The organism is Mucilaginibacter sp. P4_D1 (assembly GCF_056401935.1).
Window position 1 is genome coordinate 18,222 of sequence record NZ_JBFUIJ010000028.1, and the last position, 16,455, is coordinate 34,676.

The window sequence follows — 16,455 nt, forward strand, 5'->3', positions numbered from 1 at the left end:
CTTTATATGCACAGAAGAAAATTCATTAAACAGTCGTGCTCATTGTGTGTAGCTGTCGGCGCAGGTATGATAACGGGATCTTTATCTGGTTGTGCCACTTTACCTGTTTACAAAACAGGCGTAGCCAATAATGCGGTAAGCGTACCGGTTGCCATTTTCGGCACAACCAATTTCCAGCTTATCCAACCTAAAAACCAGTATTATAATATCGGCCTAAAAAAGGAGGCCGATGGCAGCTATACCGCTTTACTTTTAAAATGTACTCATGCAGATAACCAGTTAATGCCTACCGGTAACGGCTATAAATGCGATTTGCATGGCAGCGCTTTTAACGGTGCAGGTAAAGTAATTACCGGCCCTGCCGAGCGGCCGTTAAAAAAGTACAAAACAGAAATACTATCAGATCAAATAATCATCCATCTAATTTAACTTACCTATGAAAAACAACTTACTTGCATTAGTTTGCATAACCGCGCTTGGTTTGGGCGCCTGCAGCAAAAGCAATACAACAAACACTCCGGTAACAACCGACGTGGAAGCCCAGGTGATAAACGATTTTGTGAACGTTGTTGCAAACCCCAATTATGTACAGATACAGGCAAATGCAGTGGTGTTGCAAACGGCGGTTACGGCTTTAATTGCTACCCCAAATGCGGCCAACCTTTTAGCTGCGCAAAATGCCTGGAAAGCCACCCGCGCGCCATGGGAAGCATGCGAAGGCTTTTTGTTTGGCCCGGTTGAAGACAATGACTACGACCCCATAATGGATAGCTGGCCGCTAAACAAGCTTGATGTTGATGGCTTACTGGCCAGTTCGGGATCATTGGCTGTAGCCGATATTGATAAGCTTGATGGCACGGCCAAAGGCTTTCACGCTATTGAATATATTATATTCGGCGTTGGCGGCACCAGAAAAGCCACCGATATTACTGCCCGCGAACAACTCTTCCTGGCCTCTACAACACAGAGCCTGGTAAATACCACTACCCAGTTACGCGACAGCTGGGCCGCTGCAAGCGGCAACTATTCGGCAACCGTAACCACGGCAGGAAAAGGAAGTGCAGTATTCAAAACCCGTAAAGATCTATTTAAGGCGATGGTTGGTGCAATGTCGGATATCTGCAACGAAGTTGGCACCGGTAAAATGGAAGATCCATATGCCGCCCGCGACAGCACGCTGGATGAATCGTCGTTTTCGCATAACTCCACTACCGATTTTACAAATAACATCAAGGGTATCCTGAATGTGTATACCTGTACTTATAACGGCGCAAGCGGCACCGCGAGCCTGAGCACATTAGTGGCGGCAAAAAATGCTTCGCTGGATGCCAAAATCAAAACACAGTACAACGCGGTATTGGCTTCATTTGGCACCATAACCCAAACTTTTGAAAAAGCCATATACAACCAGCGCGGCCAGGTCAAGGCTACACAAGACGCTATAGCCACGTTACAAACAACCTTGAGCGTTGACTTAAACGCTTTCATTGAAGCAAATATTACAGACTAATTATACAAGTGAAAAAGTTAAAGGTAGTTGGCGTATTAACACTATTAGTACTTATTTTATCACAATGCCAAAAGGCGGCTCAGTTTCCTGATACAGGATATGACGAGCGCCTTTCGGGCGGGATAACTACAGTATTTGATATCACATCGCATGCGTTCAGTAACATGTTCGCCGGCATGTCAGATTATGATCAAAAGGTACATGGCTTTGGCGACGCAGCTTTCAGCAAAATATTTGTTACCGCGCCTGCACCTATTAACAGCGGGTTAGGCACTATTTTTAATAACACGTCATGTATATCATGTCATCATAATGATGGTATCGGCTTGCCTACCGCGGGCGAATCGCGTTCGTCGCTGCTGGTGCGTATCAGCCTGCCTGGCGCCGATGCCCATGGCGGCCCCCTTCCGGTACCCGACTATGGCCTGCAATTACAGGATAAGGCGGTATTTGGCCAGGTGCCCGAGGCTAAAATAAACATTGCCTACACTTATACCACCTACAGTTTTGCCGATGGCGAAACTTATGAATTAAGGGCGCCCACTTATACGCTTACTAATTTATATACAGCTATATCCGGCAGTTACCTGCTTTCGCCCCGCCTGGCGCCCCCAATGTTTGGCCTGGGCTTGCTGGAGGCCGTACCCGAAAGCGAAATTGTTGCCATGGCCGATCCTAACGATGCAGATGGCGATGGCATAAAAGGCAAACCCAACTACGTTTGGGATGTTACCACGCAATCGCGCCGGCTGGGCAGGTTTGGATGGAAAGCCAATACCGCATCGATACTAACGCAGGTTGCAGCAGCATATAACCAGGATATTGGTATTACCAACAGGATATTCCCGGTTGAAAGCAGTTTTGGCCAACCCCAGGATGATGGACTGAAGGACGACCCTGAATTGCCTGACAGCACCCTGAACGCTGTTAGGTTTTATGCCGCTACCCTTGCTGTGCCGGCCCGCCGTAACGTTACCGATGCCGACAGCAAAAAAGGAGAAACATTATTTAAGGCGGCCAAATGTGCTGTTTGCCACAGGCAAACGCTTACTACAGGGGTAAATGTAGCTTTCGCACCGGTATCAAACCAGGTGATACACCCATATACCGATATACTTATACATGATATGGGTCCCGGCCTTGCCGATAACCGCCCCGACTTTTTGGCCGGCGGACAGGAATGGCGCACCGCCTCGCTTTGGGGCCTTGGTTTATTCGAAAAAGTGAACAGCCCGGGCTACTATTTACATGATGGCCGTGCACGATCCGTAACGGAAGCCATTATGTGGCACGGTGGCGAAGCGGAGGCTTCTAAAGTATATTTCTCCAAACTATCGAAGTCAGACAGGGCGTTGGTATTGAAGTTTTTGGGAAGTTTGTAAGAGAAACCTGAAATAAAATTTTCTTCTTGGGTATATAAGGGTTGGATAATCACCAGTTCAGGAAAAAAACTTTTTCAGCTACAAATGGTTAACCGTTACAAGACAATACACTTTTAAGTTGCCTCGTAGAGGCTACCTGTTTGTAGAAAACGAATAGTTCAACCCTTTTTGCTCCTTAGGAGCTACCTTTCTTCAGGATCAACTTTCAAAAGCGATTTCCCTAATCGCCAGTTGCGCAACCAAACTGATTGGGTGCTTTTTTTATGCTTAACTCTACCCTGTTTTCTTTTCCAATAAGGCATAAACCTCATCATAATCCTTATCGCCAAGTTCCTGACGGCTAAGGTGAAATACCACAGAACTCGTATCCTTCTGTTTAATATATATGTTATCGTTATAAGCTTCAAAAGGTTTAAAAAGCTGCCAACTTAGTTTCATGGATTTTTCTTTGTCTTCGTAAAAAATGCCATCGTCGTTAAAAATATAGGTGCAATCCATCCCTTCTTTTTCAAAGCGGTCGCCAATAGTTTTAATTCTCTTATGGAGTTTTATCCATCTTTCTATCAAACCTATCCACACTAAAGTTATATAAAAAATAAATCCCGAGGCGATTGTTTTGCTAACAGAAAACTGGTTTTTATTGTCGGGCGCGAATTCTATCAGCGTCAATACGGCCGCAACTACCGACATATAGATATATTGCTTAAAGGACTTCCGCATTGCAAATTTCCAAAGGCTCTTTTGCCCGCTTGCAAAAAGTGCACGATTAAATTGAATATGAATGACTTTTTGCTCCATAGGTAATAAATTGTGATAATAGGCTGAAGATACAGTTTATAGTAGTTCAGGTTGCTCAATACAGGAGGTAAATTTATAATTGTTATTCGAAAAGAGCGCACGCCATTTTACATAATCGCCTTTTTTTAGCATAGGGTTATCAGATACCTGCGTAAAAAATATTTCAGGCTGGCCAAAAAAACCGCCCTCATTTTTGTGAGGGCACTGAAAAAGTGGCTATTTATCAAAAGAGTCTGTTTTCAATATTGAAAACAGACTCTTTTTCTTTGATGTACTCGGATAGGTGGTGGAGAGTACTTTCGTACAGACGATTCTCAGAGCCTCTATTTTGACTGCACAACACGCCCTTAAATTATAAAGGACTTTTTCAGTGCCCTCATTTTTGTGAGGGCGGCCTTTTTTTTGATTTCAATTAGCTGTTATAAACTTCGGCAAATTCCCTGGCAAAATCTTCGAGTTTTACCTTGCCCGATTGGGTGGGTTTATGGAGATCATAATCTTCCCAGATTATTCCGCTACGTACAGCTGTGCCCATTTCTACAAAGTTTTTGGCCATCTCGGGCGGCAAACCGTGCTGTAACATCCCCTGAAGCGCCTGCTCGTCGGTAAAACCAGTCCACTGCAATTCGGGTTTACCAATGGCTTTGCCTAAAGCTGTTGCTACCTGGGCGGTTGTGCTTTCGTCGCTCACAATGTAGCGTACACTTTTGCCGGTAAAATCGGCTTGTAGTTCTTCGGCAACAGCGTCGGCAATATCCCGCGGATGCACCAATATCAGCCTGGCATCAGCCGGATAGTTTGATCCTAAAATTCCCTGGTACTTAATAGCCGGAATATCATTAAGCAAATTCACATAAAAGAAAGGCGCACGAATGAATTTGATAGCTACTCCTGGTAAGCCGCTCAAAATACCTTCCACATCGTGAATTCCTTTTATCGGCCCGGTTCCTTCACTTAAATGCGCGCCAATACTGCTTAATGCTACCACTTTTTTAACTCCCGATTTTTGGATGGCTTCGGCATAGCTTTTACCGGTGTCGCCCATATATTCCCTTAGGTTAGTGGCACCGAAGTTTGGCGGCACCATGGCGTAAACTGCATCCGCCCCGGTGAAAGTATCCGCAAGGAATGTGGTATCGGCTAATGAGCCAATAGCCGCCGCAGCGCCTAAAGCCTCAATTGCTGTAATTTTATTTTTATCGCTGCTGATGACGGTTACCTGGTGGCCTGCCTCAATTAATTGTTTTACTAATGGTTTGCTGATATTGCCTAATGAACCTGTTACGATGATTTTCATGATTATAATTTTGTTTTTGTTGAGGGCAAAGTTATATTTGTACTTACTTTTATACAAGTACTTACCCTAAAGTATGTATCGGCATGACCCAGATCAAAGAAACATCAACCATACAGGAAAATAAGCAAGCCGCATTTAAAGAGTGCCCGGTAACGTATGTAATGGAGCGTATAGGCGGCTATTGGAAACCAATTATAGTGTTTCATCTACTAAACGGCAGCAAGCGCTACAGCGAGTTAAAAAAGGCAATACCTACCATAACAGAAAAAATGCTCATCCAGCACCTGAAGCAGCTGGAAGCCGATAAACTGGTTATCAGGGAAGCAAAGCCAGTGGTGCCGCCATACGTAACCTATAGCCTGAGCACAACAGGCGAAGGTTTAAGGCCGGTAATGTACGCCATGGCAAGCTGGGCAATTGAAGACAGCGAGGCTAATGGTACCGCCATTTATAAAAACATGGGCAGTTTCCCGGAGATGCCGGAAACTGCAAAACCGGTGATATAAATCAGTGTTTGGGCGATACCTGAATATATCCCCCTAAATTCTAAATTTGCCCAACATAAATCCGAACTCGAACATCCCAAATCCGAAATCCTATATGGCTACCATTCTCATTAAATCAGCAACCATCGTTAACGAAAACAAACAATTGATAGCCGACGTATTGATTAAAGATGGCTTGATTGACCGTATAGACCCGCAAATTGATGCCCAGGCCGATAAAGTTATAAACGCCGAAGGCCTTTACCTTTTCCCCGGCTGCATTGACGACCAGGTGCATTTTCGTGAGCCAGGGCTTACCTACAAGGCAGATATTCATTCTGAATCGCGTGCGGCTGTAGCAGGGGGTATCACATCATTTATGGAGATGCCCAATACGGTACCTAACACGTTAACCCAGGAGCTGCTGCAGGATAAATACGACATTGCATCGCGTAATTCACTGGCTAATTACTCATTTTTCATGGGCGCATCTAACGATAACCTGGAACAGGTACTGCGCACGGATACGGCCAACGTTTGTGGCATTAAGGTTTTCATGGGCTCATCAACAGGCAACATGCTGGTTGATAATCCGCAAACTTTGGATAACCTTTTTGCTAGTTCGCCTATGCTGATAGCAGTACATTGCGAGGATGAGGCCACCATTAAAAGCAACCTTAACCATTACAAACAATTACTGGGCGAAAATATCCCGATAACTCTTCATCCGAAGATCCGCAGCGCTGAGGCTTGTTACCTGTCATCATCCCTGGCGGTGGAGTTGGCCAAAAAGCATAATACACGCCTGCATATCCTGCATATTTCAACCGCGCTTGAAACGCACCTTTTTGATAATACCATCCCACTTAAAGAGAAGCGCATTACTGCCGAGGCCTGCGTACACCACCTGTGGTTCACAGACGCCGACTACGAGACTAAAGGCAACCTGATTAAGTGGAACCCAGCTGTAAAAAAAGAAAGCGACAGAGACGCTGTTTTGCAGGCTGTTTTAGATGGCCGTATTGATGTGATAGCCACCGACCACGCCCCGCATACCATCGAAGAAAAAGCACAGCCTTATTTACAGGCGCCTTCGGGCGGCCCGTTGGTGCAACACGCGCTGCCGGCCATGCTTGAACTTTACCACCACGGTAAAATTACACTTGAGCAAGTAGCCGAAAAAATGGCGCATAATGTGGCTACCTGTTTCCAGATTGACAGGCGCGGCTTTATCCGAGAAGGCTACTGGGCCGACCTGGCTTTAGTTGACCTGAATAACCCCTGGAACGTAAACAAGGCCAACATTTTATATAAATGTGGCTGGAGCCCTTTTGAAGGCACTACCTTCCGCTCACGGATAGCTTATACCCTGGTATCGGGCAATATTGTGTACGCCAACGGAAGCCTGGTGGAAGGTGAGACCGGTAAACGCCTGAATTTTAGTAGGTAGTCTGAATCAGAATTTGCAGAATTTAAGGATTTACAGAATTTTCTGGATTCTAAAAGCGATAGAAAAGCATCGGAAAACTATACCGTTTGAAGCGCTGAAGCAATCTAAAAATGACAAAAGTCAATATTCATTCAAAATACATTCTGTAAATTCTTAAATCCTGCAAACGGCGTAGCCTTCTTGAACACCTCTTAAAAACAAATAATAGGTGAAAAATTCTGATTCAGACAACCCCAACATAAATATCCACCTCTGCATCTTCCGGGTTTTGGGCTTTGGTTCCCCAAACATCAAAATCGGCAATGTATTTCCTATCTAAATCACTACTCCATATATTTTGCCAGGCTTCGGCCACGCAATCGGGCAGGCGGCCTTTGGCAACGTATTTCACATAGTCAGCCGCAGGTACTATAAGGCTTATCAGCCCTTCGGGGATGTTATCCAGCGAACTTACTTTACAACCCAACACCGCGGTGTAAAAGCCGGTATAATCTCTTTCATAATCCGTGTATACGCAGTATATCTCGTCTGTTATCCTGTCTTCAATCTGCAGCAGCACATTGTTGTCCATAAACCGGCCCCATAGCTCGCCAATGTCCTTTGCCGACTGTCCATTTTGATTTGTTGTGCGTACCGAAATACCTTCCAAAAAGAAGCCTTTTAGATGCACGTTTGCTGTTATTGATGTCATTACTATTTGTTATACTGGTTTATAATTAACTTTTAGTCAATTTATTATAGAGTTTATTTAATGTGCAGATATGCAGATTTCAGATGTGCAGATTATTTAGCTGCACTGCTCGTTGTAAAACTTTGGCTCCATCTGCATATCTGACATTTGCATATCTGACATTTGCACATCTGAAATCTGCACATTTAAAATCATTCAATCATCTTTTTCAGTCCTTCAAACATACCCTGCCAGTTTTGTTCAGAGTGCTCTTTGGCTTCCTGGTTTTTTATATTATCCTGGATAATAGTTAAAGTGGTTTCGCCGTTTTCTTCGTCCAGGCTGTAAGTGATATTAGCATAGTTTTCGGGCTTATCTTCGGTACCGGCCATGCTGCTCCAATAGCTGTATGTAACAAATTTGCCTGGCTCAATTTCCAGGATAGTTCCCTTGTCTTCATATTTATGCCCATCCCATTCGCCGCTGAATTTAATGGGCTCCCCTACCTTCCAGGTCGATTCTAAATTGGTACCAAAAAAGTATTCTTTTACCATTGCCGGGTCGGTAAGGCCTTGCCAAACTTTAGCGACAGGGGCTTTAAATTTAATTTCGGTTTTTAACGTCAGCTTTTCCATAATGAAGTGGTTTATTTATTGTTTATTGGTGTTGGTTCGTTTGTTAACATGTGGTTTTTTATCRGCTCAAAATCGTGCCCGGGCAATTCAAAAAAACCAAACCTGAAGGGGTAGCCCCATGATTGTTTATTGGGCATAAAGCTCAATTTATCTACCAGGGGTACTATGGGTGTTTCATTACATTTATAGTAAGTAACATCGCGCCGAAAAGGTTTGAAATTTTCGCTCATTTTATATTGATATATCTCATCGGCGGCAACCTGGCCTATGGCTGTAAAGGCCTGGAGTTTTTCGTCGCCTTCCATACTCTTCTTAGGCGAATAGATGATTACCCAATCGCCGGTTGCCATACGGGTAAGCGGCCCCTGTTTGCCATGATTGGCTTGCATAAACCCGCCGGCCACGCCGCGGGTAATATGATCTTTTGATACAACGGTTATCCAGTATTTCATAACATTATGCTATTGATAGGGTTAACAAAAATATGACCAATAAATGCAGCCCAACATAAACGGGCGTCATTACCTCTTTTTTTGGCTCGCGAAATTTGATGTGTGTATAAACGGCACCGGCCAAAATTACCGGGAACAACGCCATACCATAAATACGGGTTGGCCCGTAAAGCATCAGGCTGCCGCCCAGCACTTCAACAAAGCCAAGCAGATGCATCAACCACAGCGGGTAGCCCCAGCTTTTAAATTGTTGCACTTTTTCTTTTTGACCCAATAATTTCTGGAAGCCAAAAATGTAGCCGGGTATCACGTATGCTAAAAGCAGTACCCAAATAAGGATTGTTTTAATTTCCATGTGTTGTAGATTTTGATTACAGCACAAATAAAACACGGACCGGTGACAGCAGTATGTCAGTAGGAATTTAACTCCTGCAAATTTTTCTGGCTAATGGCGGTAATAATTTCGGCAACCCTATCTTTCAGAGTATCGGGTTTAATGATCTCGGCATGGTCGCCAAACATCATGTACCAGCGGGCAAAGCCTTCAATAAACGCGGTTAAAAAAGTCATCTCTATTTTATTGCCCACATTTTTTTCAGAGATAAAGCCACTGTAATATTTCTGGTGCTCCAGGTAATTGTAAATCTCTTTATCAACCCTGATCACCACCATCTGCAAATCTTTTTCTTTAATAGTTTGGGCTATGTAGGCTTTTAATGTTGGGTGTTTACTGCTGTTATAGCTATTATCAGTAACCACCAGTTTGCGAATACGGTCGATCCTGAAATCGCGGTAATCATTGCGCAGGCGGCAATAGGCTATCAGGTGCCAAAAAGCATCCAGGTAAACCACGCCAACAGGCTCTATATCTCTCCGCGTATTTTCCTGGTTGTGGGCGGCAAAGTAATCAATACATAGCACTTTTTTATGAATAATGCTGTCCAGTATAGTTTGAATGTGATCATTAGTACCGGCGGCCCGCCGCTGGCTATGGCTTTTCATTACCTCAATGCTGCCATCCAGGTTTTCAAGCGCATCTTTTTCTGATGTTTTTAAAATAGCCCGCACCTTATACATGGCCGATTGATATTGCGCGTTAGTACTGGCATCGGTAAGTTTTTCTACAAACTTTTCGGCCGTTAAAAAGGCGGTGGCCTCTTCGCGGGTAAACATTACAGGCGGCAGGCGGTAGCCATCCATAATGGAGTAACCCACACCGGCTTCGCCTATCAGGGGGATACCCGCCTCTTCCAGGGTTTTAATATCGCGATAAACCGTGCGCAGGCTGATATTGAAGCGTTCGGCAATATCACCGGCCTTAACTACCCGGCGCGATTGTAGCTGAATCAAAATGGCAGATATGCGGTCGATGCGGTTCATACACCAAATTAAACAAAAAAGGGGTTACATTTGTACTATTATTTCAATTATCACCTTTATGGCTCTTGAACAGGACGACAAAATTATAACATTTGAAAACTATTATGATGTTATGCTGGCGCACATTGTGCGTACCAAGCTGGAAGATAATGGTATTCCCTGTTTTATCGCCGACGAAAATACACTTACCGCGAACCCATTGTACAACCAGGCTGTAGGCGGCATTAAACTTAAAATATTTGAACGCGACCTGGAGCGATGCCGCGCCATATTAGCCGCCGAAGGCGATATGCACGAGCTTGACCATATAGAACTGGATGAAGAAACCAATGATGTCGTGATATGTCCGTTTTGTGCGTCAACTAATGTTGGGCCAACAGATCGTAGCAAGTTTGAATCAGTTATAACTTCAATTCTGCCATTTATAAATAGCAAGGCATGGCATTGTTTTAACTGCCACCAGGATTTTGAGTAAAGAGCCTCACCCTGCCCTCTCAAAAGGAGAGGGTTCTTGATTTACAGATTCGAGATGTATAAAACATCTTGGTTTTAAACACACTAAACTATTCTTTTAAAGTCCTCTCCTTTGGAGAGGATTTAGGTGAGGCTTTCCTTTGGCGAGGATTTAGGCGAGGCTCTTTACTTTTTGCATGTTTTAGCTATATTAGCGATATGTACAATCGCCGTAAGTTCATCAAAATATCAGCTGCAGGTGCCTCTTTAGCAGCGCTTTCAAAGTCAGCTATAGCAAAAACCGTTTCATTAAAAGCCGAAGCTAATTTCCCTATTGTGATATCCACCTGGGATTTTGGAATTTTAGCCAACAAGGAGGCCTGGAAAACCCTCGAAAAAGGCGGCCGTGCGCTGGATGCAATTGAAGCGGGTGCACGCGTACCCGAAGAACTGGACATAACCAACGGCACCGTTGGACGTACCGGAACGCCCGATCGTGATGGCCACGTTACGCTGGATTCATGTATTATGGATGAGCTGGGCAACTGTGGGTCTGTTGCGGCGATGGAAAATATAGCGCACCCTATATCTGTTGCGCGTATGGTGATGGAAAGAACACCCCACGTAATGCTGGTTGGCGAAGGTGCTACCCAATTTGCCGTTGAGCAGGGTATGAAGAAGGAAAAGCTATTAACCCCAAAGGCCGAAGCAGCCTGGAAAGAATGGCTTAAAACCGCCAAATACAGCCCGGTGATGAATATAGAGAACGGCAGCAACCGCCCCGGCGGTAAATACAACCACGATACAATTGGCATGCTGGCTATTGATGCCAAAGGCAATATATCCGGCGGTTGTACCACCAGCGGCATGGCTTTTAAAATGCATGGCCGTGTAGGCGATAGCCCCATCATTGGCGCGGGATTGTATGTGGATAATGAAGTTGGCGGCGCCACATCAACAGGTGTAGGCGAAGAAGTGATACGTAACGTAGGCAGCTTTTTGGTAGTTGAACTGATGCGCCAGGGCCTATCGCCCGAGGATGCCTGTAAAGAAGCCGTGCACCGCATCATCAAAAAGAAACCCGAAACAGCCAAACAAATACAGGTTGGCTTTTTAGCTATCAATAAAAAGGGCGAATATGGTGCCTATGCCATCCAAAGCGGTTTCTCGTTCGCGGTGTGTGATGCCAAACAACAGGATTTATTAATACCAGGTAAAAGCTATTATAAATAGAGGTTCGGAGTTCGGGGATCGGGGTGCGAGGATCGGGAGCTTAAACCGCAATGGTTGATGACTATACAATCCCGAACCCGGCAACCCGAACCCCGAACCAGAAAACTCGAACCAGAAAATACGAACCTCAAAATGACCAATAAAGTTTCTCTCGAAGTTTGCGCTAATTCGGTTACATCGGCTGTGGCTGCACAGGAAGGCGGCGCTACCCGTGTTGAGCTTTGCGAAAACCTGAAAGAAGGCGGTACTACCCCATCGCACGGGCAAATACTAATGGCCCGTAAGCTACTGCATATCAAACTTTTTGTATTGATAAGGCCCCGCGCCGGCGATTTTTTGTATACCAACCTGGAATATGATATCATGATGGCCGATATTCGTTATTGTATTGATGTTGGCTGCGATGGAGTGGTTATCGGTATCCTGCATGCCGATGGTACCATAGATAAAGAGCGCTGTATTGAAATGGTGCGCCTTGCCAAACAATGGGGACTGGGAGTTACCTTTCACCGGGCTTTTGACATGTGTAAAGACCACTATAAGGCGCTGGAAGATATTATTGAAATAGGCTGCGACAGGATCCTTACCTCGGGCGGTAAAAGCACAGCGATGGAAGGTGTTACCGTTTTAAATCACCTGGTAGAAAAGGCTGCCGGCCGCATCAGCATTATGCCCGGCGCCGGTGTAAACGAAGCCAACGTTGCCGACCTGGTGCGTTTTACCAAAGTAACCGAGGTGCACTCATCAGCACGAATACCCGTTCATAGCAAAATGGAATATCATAACGATCATATTTTGATGAGCGACGCCCCCGGTGATGAATATACTACCGATGTTACCGGTGTTGAAAGGGTGAAAAAGTTGATTAAACTGGCGAATGGGAATTAGAATCAAGAGGCAAGACAATACCATAATAACGCCTTTATTTGCAGCTAAATGAGCCCGGGCAAGTGCGGTTCCCTCCCTCGGGAGCTACTTTGTGCGTACACATCTTAGAAGCTTATCAATAAACAAAAACGGTGTCATTTCGAACGAATCGGAGGTGGATTTGAGCGGTGGGGTGAGGAGAAATCTTATACGCCCTGCAATCCGATAGGCTTTTTGCGATGCAAGGCGTATAAGATTTCTCTTTCGCGCTTCCGCTCTTTGCCCTCCCTTGCTCTATCGAAATGACATTTTCTTTTAGTAAAAAAACTGTGTACACACAATATCCCGAGGGAGGGAATCGCACATGGCCCTGCTTTGTGTTACCTTATATCACTATTATCAATCTTCCCCCTCTAAAAAAACGTCACCGGTAATACCAGCTCTATCCTGTTTCTCCCGGTTCCCCCAAAAAAATCTTCATCCAGTAAACGGCTGTACCTGATACCGAACGAGATGCTGTTTTGGTTAAAAAATTTGGTATCAAAAAAAAGCGTTCCGCCGGCTGAGCGGAAATTTTGTTTAAAACTGCTGCCATCGGTGTAAAAATTATTGGCGGTGGCATGGGTGTAATCAAAAAACAAAGCCCCGCGCAGGCGCAGCAGGTAAACCAAATTGCCAAAACCTCCATCGGGATAGGCTACCGGGAAATGGTAGGTTAAGCCCAGTTTGTTCATATCCTCCAGGTTTTGGGCAGTGTAGCCTTTGCTGAAAGGAAAATCGTTAGAAAAGCTAATAACATCATCCTTACCCTTTTGCTGGTGCGCCAGGCTAACCACAAAGCTATGATTGGTAACCAGGCCCGGGAAGTAAAACGAGCCTGTAGCCAACAATTGTGTGGCACTTGCGCCGGCAATTGTAGCTTTATAATTTACGCTAATGCTTTGCGCAAAGGCCGGGTAAATATTTTTGCGGGCCCTTTGGGTTTGATTGTTAAACGATATGTAGTTATTGAGGTAGGTATAGCTCCTATCGGCATACTGCGTGGCGTAGGGCTGCTGGAAACTGGTTCGGTTAAAATACAGGTCGCTGCCAATGGTGAGGCCGGTAAAGTTTTTGCCTTGCGAAAAATTGAGTGGCACCTGTAAGCCGCCATGTAGCTGGGTTTCGTTCCAATACACGTAGTGGCCTTTGGCAAAGCCACGCCTATCTAAAGTATAATCGGCACCGGCAGATAGGTACGGGAACAGCGCGCCATATATGGCATCAAAACTGAACTCTTTGTAACCTTCGTTGGTATTGTAATTGAAAGACACCTGCGATTGAAATGTATTCAAAACGTTTTCGCCCACGATAGCCACCGAATAATTAGGGTCGCTGATGTTGGGGATCAGGCTATGAAAATTGAACAGGCCATGCAGTTTTGAATATTTGGAAACCGGCAATTGTTTATCATCAACCCGTGCCAGCATATTGGCCGAGCTGTCTTTTTCAAGCGCATGTATCCCCATTAGGGGCAAATTGCTATTGGCATATAAATCGCCCGCATCAATCCATTTCAGTTCTTTGCGGTTAGCCTCGGTTATCTGGTAGCCGGTTGCGGTAAAACCAACCCAGGCCATTTTATGATCGGCGACGGCCGGCTGATAACTGCCTATCGTAGCATCATTAGCCATTGGCAATAACTCGTAAAGTTTATTAGCGCCAATCATTAAGGCAAACAGCCTGTCCTGCCGCTCTACCACTGTCGAAAAGTATGCCGTATCGCCTTTTAGCGCTGTAAAACCTATCGGCTTAAAAGTAAAAGGCAGTAAATATTTGGCATCACCTGTGGCTATATCGATCAGAGCCAAGGTCATTTTGCCTTCGGGATTGCGCACTGCCGAAAGCAGTTGGTCGCTTTTATAAAACTTAGGATACGTGTAAAACAGCTTTTCCGGGTTGGGCACAACCTTCAGCAAATTGCCTTCGGCATTCAAAATATGCAGTTCACTTTTTCCCGACGGACCAACCCGCACCGCTACAATATTGTTGCCCCCGGCATTAAAAGCAGGCGCAAAATATTTAGCCTTTGCGGTAATGCGCTGCTCCCGGCCGGTATTTACATCCAACAGCATCAGTTCGCTGTAATCACGGTATCCCCAGCGGACATCGGGGCGATAGGTAGCATAAACTACCTTACCGTTGCGGTAATCAAAATAATTATCGAGCGAGTAAGAACGTGTACTTATTTTACGCTCGCTATCCCCTGTTTTAACTACAAAGGCCGGCACATGATCGTAACTGCTCTTCATGTATATGAGCGTGCTGTCGTTTACAAAAGCCGGGTACTCCCTATCGGCATCAAAGTGCCTGGGTGATACCGCCTTCGCAGGCTGATTTTGCATATCTGCCGCAAACTGTCCTTTAAAATAATCCAGTCCCTGGTTTGCAAATGCTTTAAAGCTGGTACCCGTATATTTTTTTACAGCATTTTGAAATGGATATAAACCCGTATAAAAACCCGCCGCATCATGTGTGATATTTTTCCAGATGTCGGCACCATATTTATCCCGGCCGTACGAAACCAGCATATAGCCCAGCGGGTAATGATCGGGCGTATAATCGCGGTACGATCCGTTGCGCAGCTTCATGTAGCTGTAATTTTTACCCGCTGCCCACAAGGCACGGTAACCATTAAAAAAGTATGGCAGGCGCCCCCTGCCCTGCCGGCTTACGTGGGTTTCGTTAAATACGGCGTCGCCCTCAAAAAACCAGTTGGGTACCGATAGATCGTTACCCAGGGCCTGCCCGCCTTCGCCAAAAAGTATGTGCAGAAAACGGGATAAACCTACGTTGAAATTGTTGTATTGCTGCACATGCCTAAACTCGTGTATGGCCAGTTGCTGTTGCCAGGGCAGGCTGCCTATATCAAAGCTATTTTGCTCGGGTGTTAAAAAAAACTCGCTCCTGAAGGGCGCCAAACCTACATACGCGTTTGATATCGTAGTTTGGTTTTGTAACACAATGCTAATTTGCCGTTGCCTATTACCTATAGTAGGTTTTATCAGCCCGTTCATTTGCTGCACAATATTGGCCACATTAAACGCCGCGGTATCCATGCCGTACGGAAAAATAACTTTAGCTGCCGGCGTATTTACCTGCTTCCATTTGATGGATGGCGGATTGCCCCCAAACTCCTGGGCTGTGGCAGTAGTTGCTATTGTAAACAGCAATGGCGCCAGCAATTTGGGCAATATTTTATAAGCAGATGGGCGTTTGTTCATTAAGGGTTGAAAGTAGGTAGATTTTGTAATTTAAGCAATAATTTATTGGGGTTGGGTACGTGCCGAAGAAAGAGGCAATCGCGGGCTTTGCACTTCGAATATTTCAGGTACTATTTAAATTAGTGTTAATCGATCAGCATTGGCCCGCTCAGTTGCCGCGGGAGGGCTGTTACTTTGTATTGAAACAAAGTAACCAAGACCGAGCATAGCGAGATAATGAGCGCCAGAAAAAAACAAACAACAGCGAATAATTCAAGTCGGCAGTATTGCTTCTTTGCCGCATCCCGATTTTAATCGGGACAAATCGGCCAGAACCGGGGCTGCAATTATTTGCCCCGCTTCGCCCGCTCTATCCCCACCCTTTTGCAGAACTTGCTACGCCCTGCCACTGCACTGCCCACCATAGTTCTGCCCGCTTTCACCCGAAACTCCGCTGCCGACGGGAAGGGAACACGAACGGTTTCGTTTAGCCAAAAACTATCTTTTTTCCAAAACTCCGTTCTCCAAAATCCTTGCTCTTTTGTCCAAAAGTCCTTGTTCCCTCTAAAAATCTTTTTTCAAATAATTTAAAATGTTTTCA

Annotated in this window: 16 protein-coding genes; 8 read left to right on the top strand and 8 right to left on the bottom strand. The window is 45.1% G+C overall.

Going from position 1 to position 16,455, the window contains the following annotated elements; all coding sequences use genetic code 11:
* Window positions 1-6 precede the first annotated feature (6 nt).
* The 3 genes from AC1DV1_RS20600 to AC1DV1_RS20610 are packed head-to-tail and all read left to right on the top strand — an operon-like array spanning window position 7 to window position 2,892.
* On the top strand, window positions 7-429 hold the full coding sequence (locus AC1DV1_RS20600; protein ID WP_477362701.1) for a QcrA and Rieske domain-containing protein: 423 nt from the start codon (window positions 7-9) through the stop codon (window positions 427-429).
* A 7-nt stretch (window positions 430-436) separates the two neighbouring features.
* Window positions 437-1,510: an imelysin family protein gene (locus AC1DV1_RS20605; protein ID WP_477362703.1), complete on the top strand. Its 1,074-nt coding sequence runs from the start codon at window positions 437-439 to the stop codon at window positions 1,508-1,510.
* 8 nt (window positions 1,511-1,518) lie between these two features.
* The gene (locus AC1DV1_RS20610) at window positions 1,519-2,892 is read left to right on the top strand and encodes a di-heme oxidoreductase family protein (RefSeq protein WP_477362705.1); all 1,374 of its coding nucleotides are present in this window, start codon (window positions 1,519-1,521) and stop codon (window positions 2,890-2,892) included.
* Window positions 2,893-3,165: 273 nt separating this feature from the next.
* Here the strand turns inward: AC1DV1_RS20610 and AC1DV1_RS20615 are convergent, their stop codons facing one another.
* Both AC1DV1_RS20615 and AC1DV1_RS20620 read right to left on the bottom strand, forming a co-directional pair.
* Window positions 3,166-3,582, bottom strand: a complete 417-nt coding sequence (locus AC1DV1_RS20615) for a hypothetical protein (RefSeq protein ID WP_477362707.1) — start codon at window positions 3,580-3,582, stop codon at window positions 3,166-3,168.
* A gap of 520 nt (window positions 3,583-4,102) precedes the next feature.
* On the bottom strand, window positions 4,103-4,987 hold the full coding sequence (locus AC1DV1_RS20620) for an NAD(P)H-binding protein (protein WP_477362709.1): 885 nt from the start codon (window positions 4,985-4,987) through the stop codon (window positions 4,103-4,105).
* Window positions 4,988-5,070: 83 nt separating this feature from the next.
* Between AC1DV1_RS20620 and AC1DV1_RS20625 the strand changes: the two genes are divergently transcribed.
* Window positions 5,071-5,493, top strand: a complete 423-nt coding sequence (locus tag AC1DV1_RS20625; protein WP_477362711.1) for a winged helix-turn-helix transcriptional regulator — start codon at window positions 5,071-5,073, stop codon at window positions 5,491-5,493.
* A gap of 94 nt (window positions 5,494-5,587) precedes the next feature.
* Window positions 5,588-6,922 (top strand): dihydroorotase, encoded by a 1,335-nt coding sequence (locus AC1DV1_RS20630; RefSeq protein WP_477362713.1) that lies wholly within the window; start codon window positions 5,588-5,590, stop codon window positions 6,920-6,922.
* A gap of 223 nt (window positions 6,923-7,145) precedes the next feature.
* Here AC1DV1_RS20630 and AC1DV1_RS20635 read toward each other — a convergent pair whose 3' ends face one another.
* The 5 genes from AC1DV1_RS20635 to AC1DV1_RS20655 all read right to left on the bottom strand — a co-directional run bounded on the left by AC1DV1_RS20635 (window position 7,146) and on the right by AC1DV1_RS20655 (window position 10,059).
* Window positions 7,146-7,613: a GyrI-like domain-containing protein gene (locus AC1DV1_RS20635; protein ID WP_477362715.1), complete on the bottom strand. Its 468-nt coding sequence runs from the start codon at window positions 7,611-7,613 to the stop codon at window positions 7,146-7,148.
* A 191-nt stretch (window positions 7,614-7,804) separates the two neighbouring features.
* Window positions 7,805-8,227, bottom strand: coding sequence for an SRPBCC family protein (locus AC1DV1_RS20640; protein WP_477362717.1), 423 nt, complete (start codon window positions 8,225-8,227; stop codon window positions 7,805-7,807).
* 11 nt (window positions 8,228-8,238) lie between these two features.
* Window positions 8,239-8,679 carry an EVE domain-containing protein gene (locus AC1DV1_RS20645; RefSeq protein ID WP_477362719.1) on the bottom strand — a complete coding sequence of 147 codons (441 nt, stop codon included), beginning with the start codon at window positions 8,677-8,679 and terminating at the stop codon, window positions 8,239-8,241.
* 4 nt (window positions 8,680-8,683) lie between these two features.
* Window positions 8,684-9,034 carry a DoxX family protein gene (locus AC1DV1_RS20650; protein ID WP_477362721.1) on the bottom strand — a complete coding sequence of 117 codons (351 nt, stop codon included), beginning with the start codon at window positions 9,032-9,034 and terminating at the stop codon, window positions 8,684-8,686.
* A gap of 56 nt (window positions 9,035-9,090) precedes the next feature.
* Window positions 9,091-10,059, bottom strand: a complete 969-nt coding sequence (locus AC1DV1_RS20655; protein ID WP_477362723.1) for a helix-turn-helix transcriptional regulator — start codon at window positions 10,057-10,059, stop codon at window positions 9,091-9,093.
* Window positions 10,060-10,117: 58 nt separating this feature from the next.
* On the opposite strand from AC1DV1_RS20655, the gene AC1DV1_RS20660 reads away from it, so the two are divergent.
* The 3 genes from AC1DV1_RS20660 to AC1DV1_RS20670 all read left to right on the top strand — a co-directional run bounded on the left by AC1DV1_RS20660 (window position 10,118) and on the right by AC1DV1_RS20670 (window position 12,633).
* Complete coding sequence (locus AC1DV1_RS20660) at window positions 10,118-10,534, top strand: putative signal transducing protein (RefSeq protein ID WP_477362725.1); 417 nt, start codon at window positions 10,118-10,120, stop codon at window positions 10,532-10,534.
* Window positions 10,535-10,731: 197 nt separating this feature from the next.
* A complete protein-coding gene (locus tag AC1DV1_RS20665; protein ID WP_477362727.1) occupies window positions 10,732-11,745 on the top strand; it encodes a glycosylasparaginase in 1,014 nt (337 codons plus the stop codon).
* Window positions 11,746-11,877: 132 nt separating this feature from the next.
* Window positions 11,878-12,633, top strand: coding sequence for a copper homeostasis protein CutC (locus AC1DV1_RS20670; protein ID WP_477362729.1), 756 nt, complete (start codon window positions 11,878-11,880; stop codon window positions 12,631-12,633).
* A gap of 392 nt (window positions 12,634-13,025) precedes the next feature.
* Here AC1DV1_RS20670 and AC1DV1_RS20675 read toward each other — a convergent pair whose 3' ends face one another.
* Entirely contained in the window at window positions 13,026-15,875 is a 2,850-nt protein-coding gene (locus tag AC1DV1_RS20675; protein WP_477362731.1) for a TolB-like translocation protein, read from the bottom strand.
* Window positions 15,876-16,455: the final 580 nt, after the last annotated feature.

Coding starts and splice junctions, on each gene's coding strand:
- AC1DV1_RS20605 (WP_477362703.1), top strand. CDS start 437: ATGAAAAACAACTTACTTGCATTAGTTTGCATAACCGCGCTTGGTTTG.
- AC1DV1_RS20675 (WP_477362731.1), bottom strand. CDS start 15,875: ATGAACAAACGCCCATCTGCTTATAAAATATTGCCCAAATTGCTGGCG.
- AC1DV1_RS20620 (WP_477362709.1), bottom strand. CDS start 4,987: ATGAAAATCATCGTAACAGGTTCATTAGGCAATATCAGCAAACCATTA.
- AC1DV1_RS20635 (WP_477362715.1), bottom strand. CDS start 7,613: ATGACATCAATAACAGCAAACGTGCATCTAAAAGGCTTCTTTTTGGAA.
- AC1DV1_RS20665 (WP_477362727.1), top strand. CDS start 10,732: ATGTACAATCGCCGTAAGTTCATCAAAATATCAGCTGCAGGTGCCTCT.
- AC1DV1_RS20640 (WP_477362717.1), bottom strand. CDS start 8,227: ATGGAAAAGCTGACGTTAAAAACCGAAATTAAATTTAAAGCCCCTGTC.
- AC1DV1_RS20660 (WP_477362725.1), top strand. CDS start 10,118: ATGGCTCTTGAACAGGACGACAAAATTATAACATTTGAAAACTATTAT.
- AC1DV1_RS20650 (WP_477362721.1), bottom strand. CDS start 9,034: ATGGAAATTAAAACAATCCTTATTTGGGTACTGCTTTTAGCATACGTG.
- AC1DV1_RS20670 (WP_477362729.1), top strand. CDS start 11,878: ATGACCAATAAAGTTTCTCTCGAAGTTTGCGCTAATTCGGTTACATCG.
- AC1DV1_RS20625 (WP_477362711.1), top strand. CDS start 5,071: ATGACCCAGATCAAAGAAACATCAACCATACAGGAAAATAAGCAAGCC.
- AC1DV1_RS20615 (WP_477362707.1), bottom strand. CDS start 3,582: ATGTCGGTAGTTGCGGCCGTATTGACGCTGATAGAATTCGCGCCCGAC.
- AC1DV1_RS20600 (WP_477362701.1), top strand. CDS start 7: ATGCACAGAAGAAAATTCATTAAACAGTCGTGCTCATTGTGTGTAGCT.
- AC1DV1_RS20655 (WP_477362723.1), bottom strand. CDS start 10,059: ATGAACCGCATCGACCGCATATCTGCCATTTTGATTCAGCTACAATCG.
- AC1DV1_RS20630 (WP_477362713.1), top strand. CDS start 5,588: ATGGCTACCATTCTCATTAAATCAGCAACCATCGTTAACGAAAACAAA.